At 72.4% G+C, this 13862-nt stretch carries 16 protein-coding genes, 2 tRNA genes and 1 pseudogene; 14 read left to right on the top strand and 5 right to left on the bottom strand.

All coding sequences use genetic code 11. The features are described from left to right. Window positions 1–55 precede the first annotated feature (55 nt). The 3 genes from ACZ7IF_RS35745 (at window position 56) to ACZ7IF_RS35735 (ending at window position 1950) form a co-directional block, all read left to right on the top strand. A tRNA-Ile gene (locus ACZ7IF_RS35745) sits at window positions 56–129 on the top strand. Between the two features lie 144 nt (window positions 130–273). Beyond that, complete coding sequence (locus ACZ7IF_RS35740; RefSeq protein WP_208809277.1) at window positions 274–408, top strand: DLW-39 family protein; 135 nt, start codon at window positions 274–276, stop codon at window positions 406–408. A 171-nt stretch (window positions 409–579) separates the two neighbouring features. Then, complete coding sequence (locus ACZ7IF_RS35735; RefSeq protein ID WP_470980523.1) at window positions 580–1950, top strand: hypothetical protein; 1371 nt, start codon at window positions 580–582, stop codon at window positions 1948–1950. Between the two features lie 198 nt (window positions 1951–2148). On the opposite strand, the gene ACZ7IF_RS35730 is transcribed toward ACZ7IF_RS35735, so the two are convergent. Together ACZ7IF_RS35730 and ACZ7IF_RS35725 are read right to left on the bottom strand one after the other, a co-directional pair. Then, the gene (locus ACZ7IF_RS35730) at window positions 2149–3336 is read right to left on the bottom strand and encodes a serine/threonine-protein kinase (RefSeq protein ID WP_470980520.1); all 1188 of its coding nucleotides are present in this window, start codon (window positions 3334–3336) and stop codon (window positions 2149–2151) included. Window positions 3337–3367: 31 nt separating this feature from the next. Next, on the bottom strand, window positions 3368–3916 hold the full coding sequence (locus ACZ7IF_RS35725; RefSeq protein ID WP_470980517.1) for a helix-turn-helix domain-containing protein: 549 nt from the start codon (window positions 3914–3916) through the stop codon (window positions 3368–3370). 161 nt (window positions 3917–4077) lie between these two features. On the opposite strand from ACZ7IF_RS35725, the gene ACZ7IF_RS35720 reads away from it, so the two are divergent. After that, window positions 4078–4150 (top strand) — tRNA-Ala (locus ACZ7IF_RS35720). A gap of 83 nt (window positions 4151–4233) precedes the next feature. Here ACZ7IF_RS35720 and ACZ7IF_RS35715 read toward each other — a convergent pair. Then, window positions 4234–5694 (bottom strand): MFS transporter, encoded by a 1461-nt coding sequence (locus ACZ7IF_RS35715; protein WP_470980514.1) that lies wholly within the window; start codon window positions 5692–5694, stop codon window positions 4234–4236. Window positions 5695–5811: 117 nt separating this feature from the next. On the opposite strand from ACZ7IF_RS35715, the gene ACZ7IF_RS35710 reads away from it, so the two are divergent. Together ACZ7IF_RS35710 and ACZ7IF_RS35705 are read left to right on the top strand one after the other, a co-directional pair. Further along, entirely contained in the window at window positions 5812–6294 is a 483-nt protein-coding gene (locus ACZ7IF_RS35710; RefSeq protein WP_470980511.1) for a MarR family winged helix-turn-helix transcriptional regulator, read from the top strand. A gap of 110 nt (window positions 6295–6404) precedes the next feature. Further along, window positions 6405–6884: a LysM peptidoglycan-binding domain-containing protein gene (locus ACZ7IF_RS35705; RefSeq protein ID WP_470980508.1), complete on the top strand. Its 480-nt coding sequence runs from the start codon at window positions 6405–6407 to the stop codon at window positions 6882–6884. A 66-nt stretch (window positions 6885–6950) separates the two neighbouring features. Here the strand turns inward: ACZ7IF_RS35705 and ACZ7IF_RS35700 are convergent, their stop codons facing one another. Then, on the bottom strand, window positions 6951–7661 hold the full coding sequence (locus tag ACZ7IF_RS35700) for a DUF5324 family protein (RefSeq protein ID WP_470980505.1): 711 nt from the start codon (window positions 7659–7661) through the stop codon (window positions 6951–6953). Window positions 7662–7809: 148 nt separating this feature from the next. On the opposite strand from ACZ7IF_RS35700, the gene ACZ7IF_RS35695 reads away from it, so the two are divergent. After that, window positions 7810–8337, top strand: coding sequence for a peptidylprolyl isomerase (locus tag ACZ7IF_RS35695; protein WP_362456879.1), 528 nt, complete (start codon window positions 7810–7812; stop codon window positions 8335–8337). Window positions 8338–8442: 105 nt separating this feature from the next. Continuing rightward, window positions 8443–9315: a rhomboid family intramembrane serine protease gene (locus tag ACZ7IF_RS35690; RefSeq protein WP_470980502.1), complete on the top strand. Its 873-nt coding sequence runs from the start codon at window positions 8443–8445 to the stop codon at window positions 9313–9315. A 129-nt stretch (window positions 9316–9444) separates the two neighbouring features. On the opposite strand, the gene crgA is transcribed toward ACZ7IF_RS35690, so the two are convergent. Then, window positions 9445–9699: a cell division protein CrgA gene (crgA, locus tag ACZ7IF_RS35685; RefSeq protein WP_470980499.1), complete on the bottom strand. Its 255-nt coding sequence runs from the start codon at window positions 9697–9699 to the stop codon at window positions 9445–9447. A 91-nt stretch (window positions 9700–9790) separates the two neighbouring features. On the opposite strand from crgA, the gene ACZ7IF_RS35680 reads away from it, so the two are divergent. The 6 genes and pseudogenes from ACZ7IF_RS35680 (at window position 9791) to ACZ7IF_RS35655 (ending at window position 13751) form a co-directional block, all read left to right on the top strand. Next, window positions 9791–10567 (top strand): DUF881 domain-containing protein, encoded by a 777-nt coding sequence (locus ACZ7IF_RS35680; RefSeq protein ID WP_470980496.1) that lies wholly within the window; start codon window positions 9791–9793, stop codon window positions 10565–10567. Next, window positions 10536–11261, top strand: coding sequence for a class E sortase (locus ACZ7IF_RS35675; protein WP_470980493.1), 726 nt, complete (start codon window positions 10536–10538; stop codon window positions 11259–11261). The genes ACZ7IF_RS35680 and ACZ7IF_RS35675 overlap by 32 nt, the downstream gene beginning before the upstream one ends. A 103-nt stretch (window positions 11262–11364) precedes the next feature. Continuing rightward, window positions 11365–11541 (top strand): hypothetical protein, encoded by a 177-nt coding sequence (locus ACZ7IF_RS35670; RefSeq protein WP_030011120.1) that lies wholly within the window; start codon window positions 11365–11367, stop codon window positions 11539–11541. Then, window positions 11538–12176, top strand: a complete 639-nt coding sequence (locus ACZ7IF_RS35665) for an aminodeoxychorismate/anthranilate synthase component II (RefSeq protein WP_470980490.1) — start codon at window positions 11538–11540, stop codon at window positions 12174–12176. Before ACZ7IF_RS35670 ends, ACZ7IF_RS35665 begins: the two co-directional genes overlap by 4 nt. A 29-nt stretch (window positions 12177–12205) precedes the next feature. Next, window positions 12206–13006 (top strand): annotated as a pseudogene (locus ACZ7IF_RS35660) (class E sortase); the annotation flags it as partial. A 13-nt stretch (window positions 13007–13019) separates the two neighbouring features. Beyond that, window positions 13020–13751: a class E sortase gene (locus ACZ7IF_RS35655; protein ID WP_470980487.1), complete on the top strand. Its 732-nt coding sequence runs from the start codon at window positions 13020–13022 to the stop codon at window positions 13749–13751. Window positions 13752–13862: the final 111 nt, after the last annotated feature.

Below are 13862 nucleotides of genomic sequence, written 5' to 3'. Positions count from 1 at the left end.
TTGGGTTCCACTGCGTCTGTGCGCTAATCTTCAGGAGTCAGCGCGCAGGCGCGGCGGGGCTATAGCTCAGTTGGTTAGAGCGCATCCCTGATAAGGATGAGGCCACAGGTTCAAATCCTGTTAGCCCCACAGAGTCGAAGACCCCCAGGCCAAGGCCCGGGGGTCTTCTTCGTTGGGCCGTTCGGGGGAGTCCCAGGTAACCGATCGGTATCGGTCGGTGTGTATTGTTGGCCGCCAGAAGTCCCCAACGTCTACGAAAGACGAGGTCGCGCCGTGAAGAAGCTGCTCCTGGTCGCCCTGGCCGCCATCGGCGGGCTCCTCGTGTACCGCCAGATCCAGGCGGACCGTGCCGAGCAGGACCTGTGGACGGAGGCAACCGACTCCGTGCCCTCTGGTTCCGGTGTGTGAGCCCCACGATTGATTCCATGAAGCCCCGGCTGCCGCTGCTGCCGGGGCTTCGTGCTGTTCCGGGGGCCGTTCCGGGGGCCGTTCCGGTGGCCGGTGCGGGAACCGGTTCGCCGGCGAGAAGTTCGGTTACGCAAAGATTTGACTTGCTTTAGCGAATTCGGGGTGGGTGTGATGGATCGGGTGCGTCGGACGCACCGGGCGCCGCTGGCCGGGGCGGCGGCTCTGGGGCTGCTGGCCTGGCTGGCATGGCTCCCCGGGGCGGCGTACGCGTCCCCGGCCGCCGGGCCGTCGGCCGGGCCCTCGGCAGCGCCTTCCGGGCCGGGCCGGGCCCTGCCGGAGTACCGGCCGGCGGTCGGCGCCAAGCCGGTGCGGGGCACGTCCTCGACGGCGGACGCCCCGCTGCTGGAGGCCGGCACGCCCTACGAGGACACCCTCGCCCCGGGCGAGCGGGTCTACCGGCTCGGTCTCGACGACGTCTCCACCGTGTACGTCTCCGCCGTGCTGCGGCCGCCCGCCGGTGCCAAGGTCGGCTACGGCGACGACCTCGAGGTCGAGGTCATGACCAGCGGCGGCCGGGCCTGCCCCCACAACCCCGGCCGGGCCTCCTTCGGTTACGACCCCGTCCCGCTCGGCGCGGTGGGCCAGCGGCGGCTGGCGGAGGACGCCGAGTGCCAGAGCGCGGGCACGTACTACGCGAAGGTCACCCGGACCGCGGGCAAGGACTCCGACCGGGCGGGGTGGCCGGTGGAGCTCCTCGTCATGCGCGAGCCGGCCCCGGCCGCCGGCACCGCCCCCACCGCCGCGCCCAGCGTCTGGCCCTCGGCCTCCCCGACCCTGCCGGGCACGGACCCGGTGGCCCGTACCGGCGGCACCGGCTTCAACGACGCGCGCGCCCTGGGCCCCGGGGTGTGGCGCGACGACCTGCGCCCCGGGCAGACCCGGTTCTACCGGGTGCCGCTGGACTGGGGGCAGCAGCTGGGGATCGGCGCCGAGGCGGCCAAGGCGCGGATGACCAAGGACTACGGCTCCGCCTCCAACGGGCTCACCGTCTCGGTGTACAGCCCGTACCGGGGGCTGGTGGACGCCAAGGACACCTCGTACGACGGGAAGCAGGCGGCCGTGACGCTGCCGAAGACCGCGCCGGTGGCCTACGAGAACCGTTTCTCCAGCGCCAACGAGGTACAGCCGGTACGGATCGCGGGCTGGTACTACATCGCCGTCACCCTGGCCGGGAAGGTCGGGGAGTTCACCGAGGACGCGACGCCGGTGCCGCTCACGCTGCGGCTGGACGTGACCGGCGGCCCGGCCAAGGCCCCGGCGTACAAGGAGAGCCTGGCCGCCGCCGGGTTCGGAGTGGGTCAGGCCGACCGGGCCGCCGCGAAGGAGGGGCTCACCGCCCCGGAGGCGGCGGCCGCGCGGGACGACGCCTCGGCGATGCGGGTCGTCGCCGGGGCCGGCTTCGGGACGGGCGCGGTGCTGCTGCTCGTGCTCGGGGGCTGGATCCTGCTGGCCCGTCGCGGCGGGGCCCGCGCGCGGCACTAGGCCCTGTCCGGGCGATCTTCGCGGGCCCGCGACGTCCGGCACGGCACCTCGCCGCGTTGTCGGAGCGCGCGAGTACGGCCGAGTACGAGCTGCGCTCCTCCGCCTTGCGATGCACCGCACCAGACCCCGCGGCCTGATCCACGGAGATCGCCCGAACAGGAGCCAGGGGGTGTCCGACCCTGATCCGCCGGACACCCCCTAGAGCTGCGTCAGGGCCCAGACGCCGACCGCGAAGCACAGCAGGGCCGCGGTGAGGATGCCGGCGGTGACCTTCGCCGGGGGCGGGGCGATCCCGCCGGACCGGGCCGCACGCGGCGCCGGGGGTGCGGCCGGGACGGTGGCGGACACGGCCGGCGCGGGCCCGGCGGTGGCGGCGGGCGCCGGCCCGGCGGTGGCGGCGGGCGGGGCCAGGTGGAAACCGCCCGTCTCCGGGGCCCCCGGTTGCCCTGCGGGGTCGTACGCGGCCGGCGGCGGCCCGAAACCCACCGTCGGTGCGGCGGCGGCGATTTCAGGCCCCTGGGGGCCGAAACCGGCCGGAAGCGGACCGAGTTGGTCGAACACCTCCACCGGACCCTCGTCGGAGGCGGCGGCGGGCAGCAACTGGGCGGCCTCTGCAAGGGCCTTGCGCGCCCCTGTGGCGGTCCGGAACCGGCTGTCGGGGTCCGGGTGCAGGAGGTTCGAGATCACGCCCCACAGGGGCGCGGGGACGCCTTCGGGGGTGTCGGGGGTGCCGTGCGCCCGGAACTGCTCCACCAGCGCCTGTGAGTCGGGCTTGCGGCCCCGCAGCAGGTACAGGGCGACCAGGCCGACGGCGAAGAGGTCGGCGGGGAAGTCGGGCTCGGCGCCCGCCAGCTGTTCCGGGGCGAAGTAGCCGGGCGTGCCGACGACGTAGTCGGTCTCCGTGAGCCGGGGCTCGCCCTTGCGCATGGAGATCCCGAAGTCGGACAGCCGCAGGTGCGGCCGCCCGGTTCCGGTGGCCTCCATCAGGATGTTGGCCGGTTTGATGTCGCGGTGGACGACGCCCTCCGCGTGCACCGCCGCCAGCCCCGACAGGAGCTGGTCGAGCAGCACGCACACGAAACGGGGCGGCAGCGGCCCGTAGTCCGCGATCACGTGGGCCAGGGAGCCGCCGGCGACGAGGTCCATGGTGAACAGGACTTTGTCGTCGTCCGCCGCCCAGCTGGCGGGGGCCAGGACGTGCGGGTGGTCGATGCGCAGGGCCTGCTCGCGCACGAACCGCAGGAGCATGTGGGCGTCGCCCTGGAGGAGGACCTTCGCGGCGACGTACTTGCGGCGGCGCTGGTCCCAGGCCCGCCAGACGGCGCCCGCGCCACCCCGCCCGATCGGATCGACCAGCTCGTACCGGCCGGCGAAGACCTCACCCATCGCTGCGTCCGTCCCCCGTCACCCGTGTGTGTCAGTTCTGGTGGGCCTCGTAGTGGGACACCGCCTCGGAGGTGCGGCCCGCCCCGTAGACCCGGAGGAACTCTGCCAGTTCCGGGTGGGTGGGGGCGAGGCTGTCCGCCGCCTCGATGATGTCGCCGGCCGCGGCGACCGAGCGCAGCAGCGACTGGATCTCGCGGACGACGCGCTTGACGGTGGGGGCGCCGGAACCGGTGCTGGTCTGGCTGCTGTTGCTGAGGACCGAGCCGCCCTGGGTGTTCTTGATCTCGTCCATCCGGTCGGTGGCCTCGGCGGCGCTGACGCTGCCGTCGGCCACCTGGCCCGCGAGGTCCTGGAGGGCCTGGACCCGCTGGACCACGGCCGGGTTGCCGATCTTGGCGCGCTGCCCGCTCATCAGCTGGGACAGCATCGGCGCCGAAAGCCCGAGCACGGCAGCGAGGCGGGCCTGGTTGAGACCGAGGTCATCTATGAGCCGTCGGAACAGCGCGCCGAGCGGCTCCCCGTACCAACTGCGCTGGAGTTCCCGGGCTCTGGCCGTGGCCTCCTGCTGTACTGCGTCCACTCTTCCTACTCCCCTTCGCTGGTGCGAACCTCGCGAGCATCTTACGGAGCGTGGTCGCGGGGCGGGAGTCCCTATCATTTTGCGGGATGCGGGGGTGCACCGGGTACTCTGTCCTGCGGAACGGACACTCCCTCCCGGGGGACGTCCGCGTCCAGTTGCCCGGGGCCTTAGCTCAGTTGGTAGAGCGCTGCCTTTGCAAGGCAGATGTCAGGAGTTCGAATCTCCTAGGCTCCACATCAAAAAGACCCCCTGACCAGCGCGAATGCCGGTCAGGGGGTCTTTTGCGCATGCCCGCGGCGCGGTGCCCGGGCGGGTTTTCAGCGGGTGCGCGGGGCGCGCAGCAGCGTGGCCGCGAGGGCGGTGGCCGCCAGCAGGAGGGCGGCGCCGGTGGCGAAGGCCAGGTGGTAGCCGGAGGTGAGGGCCTCGGGCCGGGTCCGGCCGGCGGCCGCCAGGGACTCGGTGCGCGAGGCGGCCAGGGTGGACAGGACGGCCACGCCGAGGGCCATGCCGATCTGCTGGGTGGTGTTGAACAGGCCCGAGGCCAGCCCGGCGTCGCGCTCGTCGGCGCCCGACATCCCCAGGGTGGTGAGCGCGGGCAGGGCCAGGCCGAAGCCGGAGGCCAGCAGCATCACGGGCAGCAGGTCGGTGACGTAGTCGGCGTGCACCGGGAGGCGGGTCAGCAGGGCGAGGCCCGCGACCAGCAGGGCGAGGCCGGTGAGCAGGACGCCCCGCTCGCCGAAGCGGGCGATCAGCTTCGCCGCGCCGCCGAGGGAGATCCCTCCGATGGCCAGCGCGGCCGGCAGCATCGCGAGGCCGGTCTCCGCCGCCCCGTAGCCCTGGACCTGCTGGAGGTAGAGGGCGACCAGGATCTGGAAGGAGAACAGCGCGGCCACCATCAGCACCTGGACCAGGTTCGCGCCGGCCACGGTGCGCGAGCGGAGGATCCGCAGGGGCATCAGCGGGGTACGGGCCTTGGCCTGGCGCAGCACGAAGGCGGCGAGCAGAGCGAGGGAGAGCGTCCCGAGGCCGAGGGTGTGCGCGGAGGTCCAGCCGTACTCCTCGACCCGTACGACGGCGTAGATGCCCGTCATCAGTCCGGCGGTGACGAGTACGGCGCCCGGTACGTCGGCACCCGCGCGCAGTCCGAGCCCCCGGTCGGCGGGGAGCGCGGGCAGGGCCGCCAGCAGGGCGGCGAGGCCGACGGGCAGGTTGATGAAGAAGATCCAGTGCCAGTCGAGGGCGTCGGTGAGGACCCCGCCCAGCACCTGTCCCAGGGAGGCGCCGGCCGCGCCGGTGAAGGAGAAGACGGCGATGGCCCTGGCGCGTTCGCGGCTCCCGGGGAAGAGGGTGACCAGGATCCCGAGGCTGACGGCGGAGGCCATCGCGCTGCCCACGCCCTGGAGGAAGCGGGCGGCTATGAGCAGGGCGGGGGATGCGGCGAAGCCGGCGAGCAGCGAGGCGGCCGTGAAGACGGCGGTGCCCGCGAGGAACATGCGCTTGCGGCCGATCAGGTCGCCGAGCCGGCCGGCGAGCAGCAGCAGGCTGCCGAAGGCGATCAGGTAGGCGTTCACGACCCAGCTGAGGCCGGCCGGGGTGAAGCCCAGGTCCTTCTGGATGGCCGGCATCGCCACGGTGACGATGCTGCCGTCGAGGACGGTCATCAGCATGCCGGTGGAGAGCACGGCGAGGGCGGTCCGGCGGGAGCGTCGTCCGCCGGACGGAGCGGTCGGGGAGCTCGGGGAGGCGGGGGCGGGGGTGTCCGTAACAGCGGCGGTCATGGGTCTCTCCGGTCGTCGGCGGGCCAGCAGCGAGCCATCGGCGGGCAACTGGTGCGACCGTAGCAGATAGTTTTGTTGCAGACTATTTTCTTCGGATCGAGTTGTTAGGCTGGTCCCATGACCGCGATGGGAACCACCCGGACCGAGCCCGACCTGTCCTTCCTCCTGGACCGCACCAGCCATGTCCTGCGCACCCGGATGGCGGCGGCCCTCGGCGGGATCGGGCTGACCGCCCGCATGCACTGCGTCCTCGTGCACGCGCAGGAGGAGGAGCGCACGCAGGCCCAGCTCGCCGAGATCGGCGACATGGACAAGACGACGATGGTCGTCACGGTCGACGCCCTGGAGAAGGCCGGGCTGGCCGAGCGCCGGCCCTCCGCCAAGGACCGGCGGGCCCGGATCATCGCGGTCACCGAGAAGGGGGCCGCCCTCTCCGTGGAGAGCCGGCGGATCGTCGACGACGTCCACGCCGATGCCCTCGCCGGCCTCGCCGAGGAGGACCGGGCCTGTCTGCTGCGGGTCCTCGGCCGGCTCGCCGAGGGGCCGCTGGGAGTGCCCGCCGAGAGCCCCCGCCCGGCCCGGCGCGCCCGGCAGCAGTAGCCGCGGGAGTCCCCCGTACGGCCCAGTCACCCGGCCGTACGGCGGACGGTGGACGACAGTGGTGGGAGGCAATGAGGCCAGGGGGCAACAGCACGCCGGAGGCGCACGCAATGGGACTCTTCGATTTCCTGAAGTCGGACAAGAAGAAGGAACACGAGGCCGCGGAGAAGGCGAAGCGGGAGATGGAGCGGCAGGGGCCGAAGACGGGCTCCGACATGGGCTCCAAGTACGCGGACTCCTACGCGGACGCCGCCTCCGCCACCAAGGCGGCCGCCGAGCGGATGGCCGCCGCCGCTCCGCCCAAGGCCGCGGCTCCGCCGGTGTCCAAGCCCATGGCGCCCGCCACGCCGAGCCCCACCTCGGCGGCGCACAAGGCCGTCCCGGTGTCGCCGAAGCAGGCGCCCAAGCCGGCGCCGGCCGCCAAGAAGCGCACGTACACCGTCAAGCCCGGCGACTCGCTCTCCGCGATCGCCCGCCGCGAGCTCGGCAACGAGGCCCGCTGGCGCGAGCTGTACGCCATGAACCGGGGCGTGGTCGGCTCCAACCCGGACCTCATCCGGCCGGGGATGGTGCTGACCCTGCCCGGCTAGGGCACCGTACGCACGAGGGGCCCGGATCCACCCACGGATCCGGGCCCCTCGTGCGTGTGGTGCGCGTCAGGCGTTCTTGCCGCCGTTCGACTCGCGCTCCTTCTCCGCCAGTTCGTCGTCGAAGCTGGCCGGAGCGGCGTCCTGCGCGGACAGCTCGGTGGCCGCCGGGGGCTCCACCAGCCAGTCCGGGTTCGACTGCCGGTCCCACCACTTCCACGCCGCGAAGGCGCCGCCCGCCAGGAGCCCGACCAGCGCGGCCCCCTTCACCCAGCGGCCGCACCGCGCCCGGCGCTCGTGCCGCCGCACCAGACGCTGCACCTCCTTCGCCGACACCTGGCCGCGCAGCGCCGCGAGGGCCGCCGTCGAGCGGGACGCGGCCTCCTCGGCCACCGGCCGGCTCGCCGCGAGCGCGCTCTCGAACCGGGGCGCCGTGTAATCGGCCGCCTGGCGCGCGGCGAGGCGCGTGTGGTGGACGGCCTTCACCGCGGCCCGGTCCACGTTCGGGGGTACGTGCGTACGCGCCGCCTGCATCCTCGGATGAAGGTGGTTGTCGTACGCCGAGCGCGCGTGCAGCGAGGCCTGGCAGGCCGCGTGGGAGACCTTGGGCGCCAGCCGCTCGTTCGCCTCGTGCGCGTAGTGCGCGGCCGTGTCCATGGCGGTCCCTGCGTACGGCGCCACCACTTCCGCTGCGTGCTTCACGGCGTCCCTGGCGTTCTCGGCGGCCAGGCGCACGCTGTCCTTGCGGGTCACGGGATCCTCCTCCTTGGTGGCGGACACGGTTCACCTTTCCACCCTTTGTCGGATCATGCCTGCCACAGCGCCGCCAGCGCATGCGCGACAGGGCATACGGGTGGAGGATTTCCGCGGCCTTCTGCCCTCCGTGCGAGGATCGGGGCCGACAGTGATGACTATGGAAGGCAGATCCGTGGCCGAGAAGCTCTACGCCACCCTGAAGACCAACCACGGCGACATCGAGATCGAGCTGCTGGAGAACTTCGCTCCCAAGACCGTCCGCAACTTCGTGGAGCTCGCCACGGGCAAGCGTGAGTGGACCCGTCCCACCGACGGCCAGAAGACCACGGCCCCGCTCTACGACGGCACCGTCTTCCACCGCGTCATCAGCGGCTTCATGATCCAGGGCGGCGACCCGCTCGGCAACGGCACCGGCGGCCCCGGCTACCAGTTCGCCGACGAGTTCCACCCCGACCTGGCCTTCACCAAGCCCTACCTGCTGGCCATGGCCAACGCCGGCCCGGGCACGAACGGCTCGCAGTTCTTCATCACGGTCGCGCCCACGGCCTGGCTGACCCGCAAGCACAGCATCTTCGGCGAGGTCACCGACGCGGCCAGCCGCAAGGTAGTCGACGCCATCGCCTCCGGCCCCACCAACCCGCGCACCGAGCGGCCGCTCGACGACGTGATCATCCAGTCGGTCTCCGTCGAGCGTCGCTGACCGCAGGAACGGCGGGCGGGAACCTTTGGGCCCCGTCCGTCCGTACTCGATGTGTACCGGACCGGCGGGGCGCGCGCCCCGTCACGCCGCCGATCGAGGGGACCGATGGACACCGACCGTCTGCCGGGCTGCTACCGCCACCCGGACCGCGACACGGGGATCAGCTGCACCCGCTGCGAGCGGCCCATCTGCCCGGAGTGCATGATCAGCGCCTCGGTGGGGTTCCAGTGTCCCGAGTGCGTGCGGGGCGGCTCCGGTACCGGGCACTCCCCCGCCGCCAACGCCCCGCGCACGGTCGCGGGCGGACTGGTGGCCGCCGACCCCCAGCTCGTCACCAAGATCCTCATCGGGATCAACGCGGCGGTGTTCCTCGCCGTCCTTGCGATGCCCGGGCTGGCCGTGAGCCTGGAGCTGCTCGGCCGCTACGTGGAGTACTACGGGGCACCCGTGGAGGGGATCTCCACCGGGCAGTACCACCGGCTGCTGACCTCGGTGTTCCTGCACGTCGAGTGGTGGCACATCTTCGGCAACATGCTCGCCCTGTGGGTGATCGGCGGTCCGCTGGAGGCGGCCCTGGGCCGCGCCCGCTACCTCGCGCTCTACCTGCTGTCCGGGCTGGGCGGCAGCGCCCTCGTCTATCTGCTGACCGCGCCGAACACGCCGACCCTCGGCGCCTCCGGCGCCGTCTGCGGCCTGCTCGGCGCCACCGTGGTCCTCGCCCGCCGGCTCCGCTACGAGATGCGGCCGGTGCTGGTCACGCTCGGGCTGATGCTGCTGGTGACCTTCGTGCCGTTCGGCGGGCTGTCGGTGTCCTGGCAGGCGCACATCGGCGGCCTGGTGACCGGCGCGCTGGTCGCGCTGGGCCTGCTGGTGCCCGCCGCGGGCCGCAAGCGGGCCTTCGTCCAGACGGCGGCCTGCGCGGCGGTGTTCCTGCTGGCCGTGACGGTGGTCATCGTCCGGACAGCCGAACTCACCTGATCACACCGGCGTCAACTCTCCACAGAGTTATCCACAGATCTTCTGTCTTTTCCTCAGGTGTGGATGACGCTGTGGATAACTCATGGGGAGAGCTTGCGCCGCTCGGCTAAACGGGTATAGCGCCGGACGCTACTTCCACTGGGTGGAGACGCCGAACCCGGCCGCGATGAAGCCGAAGCCGACCACGATGTTCCAGTTTCCCAGCGCCTCCACCGGAAGCCGGGTGTCGGTCACGTAGAAGACCACGATCCACGCGAGGCCGATGAGGAAGAAGGCCAGCATGACCGGGGCGACCCAGCTGCGGTTCGTCAGCCTGATCGCCTGCGCCTGCCTCGCCGGCGGCGGCGTGTAGTCGTCCTTCTTGCGGGTACGTGACTTCGGCACGAGGGGATCTCCTGTCGATGCGCTGGGGACCTTGCCTGCCCCGGGCGTCCGTTAGCGTAGTGGACCTCTGGCGTTGAAGGAGAAGGGTACGTTGAGCAATTCCGACGACTCCTCCACGGGTGCCCGCCGCCGGGCCAGGCCCGTCCGGCTCCTGACGGCCGCCGTCTTCGCCCTCGCCGGCCTCATCTTCGTCACCAGCTTCAACACCTCCAAGGGTACGAACATCCGGACGGACGCCTCGCTCCTGAAGCTCTCCGACCTCATCCACGAGCGCAGCGCCAAGAACGCCGAGCTGGAGAAGACCGCCGCCGCCGCGCGCGCCCAGGTGGACGCCCTCGCCGAGCGGGACAACGGCAGCACCAAGGCCGAGGAGGCCAAGCTCGCCGCCCTGCGCGCCGCCTCGGGCACCGAGGAGCTCACCGGCCGGGGCCTGACGGTCACCCTCAACGACGCGCCGCCGAACGCCACCGCCCGCGTCCCCGGCGTCCCCGAACCGCAGCCCAACGACCTGGTGATCCACCAGCAGGACCTCCAGGCCGTGGTGAACGCGCTGTGGCTGGGCGGCGCCGAGGGCATCGAGGTCATGGGCCAGCGGCTGATCGCCACCAGCGCGGTGCGCTGCGTCGGCAACACCCTGATCCTCCAGGGCCGCGTGTACTCGCCCCCCTACAAGGTCTCCGCCGTCGGCGACCCGGGCGCGCTGCGCAAGGCCCTCGCAGCCTCCCCGGCCATCCAGAACTACCAGCTGTACGTCAACGCGTACGGGCTCGGCTGGAAAGTGGACGAGGAGAAGCGGCTGACACTGCCCGGCTACTCCGGCACAGTGGACCTCCACTATGCGAAGCCGCTGGAGCCCGCCGCGTCCTGACGTCGTACTGCGCCTGGTGGTACGGACGTTCAGCGAGGCGTGCCTGACCGCCGGGACGCTGATCGTGCTGTTCACGGCGTACGTACTGCTGTGGACCGGGGTCAAGGCCGACCGGGCCGCGGAGGCCGAGCGCGACCGGCTGCGAGACCGCTGGGCGGCGTCCGCCCCGGCGGCGGCCCCCGCCCCCGCCCCCGGATCCGCGCCGGCCCCGGCGCGGCAGGAGCAGGCGCCCTACGAGCCCGGGCGGGCCTTCGCCGAGCTGTACGTCCCCCGCTTCGGAAAGGACTGGAGCAGGCCCGTCCTGGAGGGCACGGACCCCGGACCGCTGAAGAAGGGCCTGGGCCACTACACCGGCTCCGCCCGCCCCGGCGGCGACGGCAACTTCGCGGTGGCCGGGCACCGGCGCACCTACGGCGACCCCTTCAAGGACATCCCCGAGCTGCGCCCCGGGGACACCGTGACCGTCCGGGACGCCACCGGCTGGTACACGTACACCGTCCGGGCCGCGCCGCTGCGCATCCTGCCCACCGAGACCGGGGTCGTCGCCCCGGTGCCCCGCCGGTCCCCCTTCGCCACCCCCGGCAAGTACCTCACCCTCACCACCTGCGATCCCGAATGGGGACACAGCCACCGCCTGGTCGTCTGGGCGGAGCTCACCGGCACCCGGCCCGCCGGCCCCGCCGGAAGCGGGTGATTGCCCCGCTGACCCCCGCCGCGGGGCCCCGGGCCCTTAGGCTGTTGCGGTACCGCCCCCGCGGTACGAGGAACGAACGTGGACGACGAAGGAAACGGACGCAATGTACGGCTGGATCTGGCGGCATCTGCCGGGCAACGCGTGGGTGCGCGCGCTGATCTCCCTCGTACTGGTCCTGGCGGTGGTGTTCGTGCTGTTCCAGTACGTGTTCCCGTGGGCCGAGCCGCTCCTTCCGTTCAACGATGTGACGGTGGACGAGGGATCGGGAGCCACTCCGTGAGCGCGCGCATTCTGGTTGTCGACAACTACGACAGCTTTGTCTTCAATCTGGTCCAGTACCTCTACCAGCTCGGCGCCGAATGCGAGGTGCTGCGCAACGACGAGGTGGAGCTCGCGCACGCACAGGACGGCTTCGACGGCGTCCTGCTCTCGCCCGGCCCCGGCACGCCGGAAGAGGCGGGCGTCTGCGTGGACATGGTCCGGCACTGCGCCGACACGGGCGTACCGGTCTTCGGCGTCTGCCTCGGCATGCAGTCCATGGCGGTCGCCTACGGGGGCGTCGTCGACCGCGCGCCGGAGCTGCTGCACGGCAAGACCTCGCCCGTCATCCACGAGGGGCTCGGCGTCTTCGCCGGACTGCCGTCACCGTTCACGGCGACCCGCTACCACTCGCTCGCGGCCGAGCCGGCGAGCCTGCCCGACGTGCTGGAGGTGACCGCGCGCACCGAGGACGGGATCATCATGGGCCTGCGGCACCGGGAGCACGACGTGGAGGGCGTCCAGTTCCACCCCGAGTCGGTGCTGACCGAGTGGGGCCACCGGATGCTCGCGAACTGGCTCGTGCGCTGCGGTGACGCCGGAGCCGTCGAGCGGTCGGTGGGGCTGGCCCCGGTGGTGGGCAAGGCCGTCGCGTGACTGCGGTCGCGCCGTCCGTGCCCAGCGAGGGCCGGGCCGCGCGGCGCAAGGCAGCGCAGGAGGCCGCGAAGCGCTCGCACGCGCGCTCCCGCCGGCGCGGCGGGGGCGGGAGGGGCCGCAGGCGCGCCCGTCCGCGCTCCGGCGGGCCCGTGGTGGTGCTCAGCAGGGCCGCCGGCGAGCTGTTCATCACCGCCGGCGTGGTGATGCTGCTCTTCGTCACCTACCAGCTCTGGTACACGAACGTCCTGGCGGAGCGGGCGGCCGACGGGGCCGCGGGCTCGCTCCAGCAGACCTGGGAGCACCCGCCGGGGGCGGGAGCGCCGCCGCCGGTGGCTGCCTTCGAGCCGGGCCAGGGCTTCGCGATCCTGCACATCCCGAAGCTGGACCTGAAGGTGCCGGTGGCCGAGGGGATCAGCAAGGCGAAGGTCCTCGACAAGGGGATGGCCGGCCACTACGGCGAGGGGGCGCTGAAGACGGCGATGCCCTCCGACAAGCAGGGGAACTTCGCGGTCGCCGGACACCGCAACACCCACGGGGAACCGTTCCGCTACATCAACCGGCTGGTGCCGGGGGACGCGATCGTCGTGGAGACCCGGGACGCGTACTACACGTACCAGATGACCTCGTCGCTGCCGCAGACCCCGCCGGCGAACGTGGCGGTGATCAAGCCGGTGCCGGAGGGCTCCGGATTCACCGGACCGGGCCGCTACATCACGCTGACGACCTGCACCCCGGAGTTCACCAGCACCTACCGGATGATCGTATGGGGCAGGATGACCGATGAACGCCCCCGAAACCAGGGCGCCCCGCCCGCGCTGACCAGCCCGTAAGGACGAACCCGCAGTGTCTCGTGCCCGCCGCCGCTCCGCACCGACGCCCGCCGACCGCAGTGTGGTCGCCGGGGCCCTGAGCCTGCTGGGAGAGCTCCTGATCACGGTGGGCCTGGTCCTGGGCCTGTTCGTGGCGTACTCGCTCTGGTGGACCAACGTCCTCGCCGACCGGCAGGCCTCGGCGCGCGGCGACGAGATCCGCCAGCGCTGGGGAAGCCCCTCGCCCTCGGCGAGCGGTCCCGTGCGGCCGGGGGCCCTGGACACCGGGGACGGGGTCGGCTTCCTGCACGTGCCCGCGATGAAGAACGGCGAGGTGCTGGTCAAGGAGGGCACCGCGCCGGACGTGCTGAACGACGGCGTGGCCGGGTACTACCTGGACCCGGTGAAGTCCGCGCTGCCCTGGGACGACAAGGGCAACTTCGCGCTGGCCGCGCACCGCGACGGGCACGGGGCGAAGTTCCACAACATCGACAAGGTGAAGAACGGCGACGCGATCGTCTTCGAGACCAAGGACACCTGGTACGTCTACAAGGTCTTCGCCGAGCTGGCCCAGACCTCGAAGTACAACACGGACGTGATCAACCCGGTCCCGAAGCAGTCGGGCAAGACCGCCCCGGGCCGCTACATCACGCTGACGACCTGCACCCCGGTCTACACCTCGAAGTACCGCTACATCGTCTGGGGCGAGCTGGTGCGGACGGAGAAGGTGGACGACAAGCGCACCAAGCCGGCGGAGCTGCGCTGACGTTTCACGTGAAACGGGCCCGGGGGGGGGGGGGGGGGGGGGGGGGGGGGGGGGGGGGGGGGGGGGGGGGGGGGGGGGGGGGGGGGGGGGGGGGGGGGGGGGGGGGGGGGG

It is taken from the genome of Streptomyces sp. NPDC037421, assembly GCF_055602105.1.
Note: the sequence above shows the minus strand (reverse complement) of the source record. Positions and strands in the feature narration are given on the sequence as shown.

Excerpts from the sequence above, each read along its gene's own strand:
- ACZ7IF_RS35735 (WP_470980523.1), top strand. The coding sequence starts at position 580 with ATGGATCGGGTGCGTCGGACGCACCGGGCGCCGCTGGCCGGGGCGGCG.
- ACZ7IF_RS35730 (WP_470980520.1), bottom strand. The coding sequence starts at position 3,336 with ATGGGTGAGGTCTTCGCCGGCCGGTACGAGCTGGTCGATCCGATCGGG.
- ACZ7IF_RS35715 (WP_470980514.1), bottom strand. The coding sequence starts at position 5,694 with ATGACCGCCGCTGTTACGGACACCCCCGCCCCCGCCTCCCCGAGCTCC.
- ACZ7IF_RS35710 (WP_470980511.1), top strand. The coding sequence starts at position 5,812 with ATGACCGCGATGGGAACCACCCGGACCGAGCCCGACCTGTCCTTCCTC.
- ACZ7IF_RS35705 (WP_470980508.1), top strand. The coding sequence starts at position 6,405 with ATGGGACTCTTCGATTTCCTGAAGTCGGACAAGAAGAAGGAACACGAG.
- ACZ7IF_RS35690 (WP_470980502.1), top strand. The coding sequence starts at position 8,443 with ATGGACACCGACCGTCTGCCGGGCTGCTACCGCCACCCGGACCGCGAC.
- ACZ7IF_RS35675 (WP_470980493.1), top strand. The coding sequence starts at position 10,536 with ATGCGAAGCCGCTGGAGCCCGCCGCGTCCTGACGTCGTACTGCGCCTG.
- ACZ7IF_RS35670 (WP_030011120.1), top strand. The coding sequence starts at position 11,365 with ATGTACGGCTGGATCTGGCGGCATCTGCCGGGCAACGCGTGGGTGCGC.